This is a genomic window from Bacillus sp. LR_5 (genome assembly GCF_042709275.1).
This window is the reverse complement of sequence record NZ_JAVAXX010000479.1, coordinates 1-2976: the sequence shown is the minus strand read 5'-3', so window position 1 is coordinate 2976 and position 2976 is coordinate 1. Positions and strand designations below refer to the sequence as shown.

General features: G+C 44.3%; 3 protein-coding genes. 2 read left to right on the top strand and 1 reads right to left on the bottom strand.

All coding sequences use genetic code 11. The features are described from left to right. Positions 1-403 (top strand): DNA-directed RNA polymerase subunit delta (gene rpoE / locus RAC86_RS37340; RefSeq protein WP_377886824.1); only part of this gene is annotated, 403 nt, incomplete at its 5' end. Between the two features lie 239 nt (positions 404-642). Continuing rightward, a complete protein-coding gene (pyrG, locus tag RAC86_RS37335) occupies positions 643-2250 on the top strand; it encodes a glutamine hydrolyzing CTP synthase (RefSeq protein WP_072565419.1) in 1608 nt (535 codons plus the stop codon). 82 nt (positions 2251-2332) lie between these two features. On the opposite strand, the gene RAC86_RS37330 is transcribed toward pyrG, so the two are convergent. Continuing rightward, entirely contained in the window at positions 2333-2854 is a 522-nt protein-coding gene (locus RAC86_RS37330) for a DUF2529 domain-containing protein (protein WP_072565418.1), read from the bottom strand. Between the last annotated feature and the right edge of the window lie 122 nt (positions 2855-2976).

Sequence of the window (2976 nt, the reverse complement as noted above, 5' to 3'; positions counted from 1 at the left end):
TGCATCTTTGCTCGGCGTGACAAAAGAAGAGCTTGGAGACCGCATCGCTCAATTTTATACAGATTTAAACATTGACGGCCGCTTCCTGGCGCTTTCTGACCAGACTTGGGGACTTCGCAGCTGGTATCCGTATGATCAGCTTGACGAAGAAACGCAGCCGACCGTCAAGGCGAAAAAGAAAAAAGCGAAGAAAGTAGTCGAAGAAGATCTTGACCTTGACGAGTTTGAAGTGATCGACGAAGACGACATTGATTTAGATGAAGTCGAGGAAGAACTTGATCTTGACACCGACGATTTTGACGATGAAGATCTTGATGAAGACGATGATGATCTTGAGATCGAAGAGGATATTATTGAGGAAGATGATGAAGATCTTGATGATGAAGATGAGGATCTCAAATAGTAATAGATCATCTTTAAAACCATCTTGACTTTCATAGTCGAACTATGTAGTATGTATTTTGGGCTCTTCAAAAACGAAGAGAGAACATAGTGCGTTATGCTCCCTTTCAAGAAATTGAAAGGGAGCTTTCTTATTTTCACCCCTCATTTTTCTTATAAATCATTTAAAATGCTAAATGATTTTCTATAAAACAGTACATTTTAAAAATGTAGCTAAGAGCGAAGAGAGGAGCAAACGAAATGACGAAATATATTTTTGTAACCGGGGGAGTCGTATCCTCACTTGGAAAGGGTATTGTAGCAGCTTCATTGGGACGTTTGCTGAAAAACCGTGGACTGAACGTGACGATCCAAAAATTTGATCCATACATCAACGTCGACCCGGGAACAATGAGCCCATACCAGCACGGTGAAGTATTCGTAACGGATGACGGCGCCGAAACAGACTTGGACCTTGGTCACTATGAGCGTTTTATCGACATCAACCTCAATAAATTCAGCAACGTGACAACTGGTAAAATCTATTCAACAGTTCTTAAAAAAGAACGCCGCGGAGACTATCTTGGCGGAACCGTACAGGTTATTCCGCACATTACAAACGAACTGAAAGACCGTGTTTACCGCGCGGGGAAAGAAACAAACGCGGATGTCGTCATTACAGAAATTGGCGGTACTGTCGGGGACATCGAATCACTGCCATTTCTTGAAGCGATCCGCCAAATGAAGAGCGACATCGGCCGTGAAAACGTAATGTACATCCACTGTACGCTTGTTCCTTACATTAAAGCTGCGGGCGAATTGAAAACAAAACCGACACAGCACAGCGTAAAAGAATTACGCAGCTTGGGCATTCAGCCAAACATCATCGTCGTGCGTACAGAAATGCCGATTTCTCAAGATATGAAAGATAAAATTGCGCTATTCTGCGACATCGATACAAAAGCGGTGATCGAGTGTGAAGATGCGGACAACCTATACTCCATTCCGCTTGAGCTGCAAAAACAAGGACTAGACAAGCTTGTTTGCGAGCACATGCAATTGGCATGCAAAGAGGCTGAAATGTCAGAGTGGAAAGAGCTTGTTAACAAGGTTAGCAATCTGTCTCAAACAATTACGATCGGCCTTGTCGGTAAATACGTTGAGCTTCCTGACGCATACATCTCTGTTGTCGAGTCTCTCCGCCATGCGGGATATGCGTTTGACACAGATGTAAAAGTGAAATGGATCAACGCAGAAGAAGTGACAGAAAGCAACATCGAAGAGCTCACAAGCGGAACGGACGGCATCATCGTGCCGGGCGGATTCGGAGACCGCGGTGTTGAAGGCAAAATCGTTGCAACAAAATACGCGCGCGAAAACAACATTCCATTCTTGGGCATTTGCTTGGGCATGCAGGTTGCGTCTATTGAATACGCACGTAATGTATTAGGCTTAAAAGGCGCTCACTCTGCGGAAATTGATCCGTCAACTAAATACCCGATCATTGACCTTCTTCCTGAACAGAAGGATGTTGAGGATCTCGGAGGAACGCTTCGTCTCGGCCTTTACCCATGTAAGCTTGAAGAGGGCACGAAAGCCTTTGAAGTGTATCAGGATGAAGTGGTGTACGAGCGTCACCGCCACCGTTATGAATTCAACAACGAATTCAGACAGCAAATGGAAGACCAAGGCTTTGTATTCTCAGGCACAAGCCCTGACGGACGCCTTGTTGAAATCATCGAGCTGAAAGACCACCCTTGGTTCGTGGCTTCTCAGTTCCACCCAGAGTTCAAGTCAAGACCGACAAGACCTCAGCCTCTATTCAAAGGCTTTATCGGAGCGTCTGTCGAAGCTGCAAATCAGAAGTAATCAAAAAAGACTTGCCGTTTGTCAATAGCGGGCAAGTCTTTTTTATTTGTTTCCTGCAAGATACAGCATGTACAATAAGATATTATGCATACTCTTGCAGAATTTCTTTTAATGTAAACGATAATGCATGGTAGACATACAGTGCTGTCATTAAAGAGGGAAATCCGTAACGGGTGCCGTCTTCATCGGGAACGAGCGGCATTTTTAATTTAGAATCAATATGCACATCGCAATATTGTTCCATTCCCGCACTTTCTTTAGCTGCCGGCGATACGCAAACGACTCCCGTGCCTTTTTCATAAAGCTCTTTCGCGAGCGCCTGCTCTTCGGCTGTCCCCGTTCCAGAGCAAAACATCAGCACCCTGTCGCTTTCTGTCACTTCCTCAGCGTTTTCCGGAAAGGCTTTGACAGATGGGAAGGGTTCGCTGCTTTCGGTGGCCTCATAAAAGACGCCCTGAAGCTCATTGGCACCGTATAAATAAATGGAATGCCCGCTGATCACCGCTTGAGCAAGCAGCCGCGCCCCATCTTCAATCGCGTCAGATTCCTTATCCTGAATGCGGGAAAAAATACCTGTTAACTGCGTCGTAAATATTTTCAACATAAGTGAATCCTCCTTTATAACGTACAATATCAGTATACAACAAAAGAGAAAATGCTCAGAAAATGTCGTAAAGTAGACTATTATAATTAAAGGAAATAGGAAAATCAAACAGAATACATACA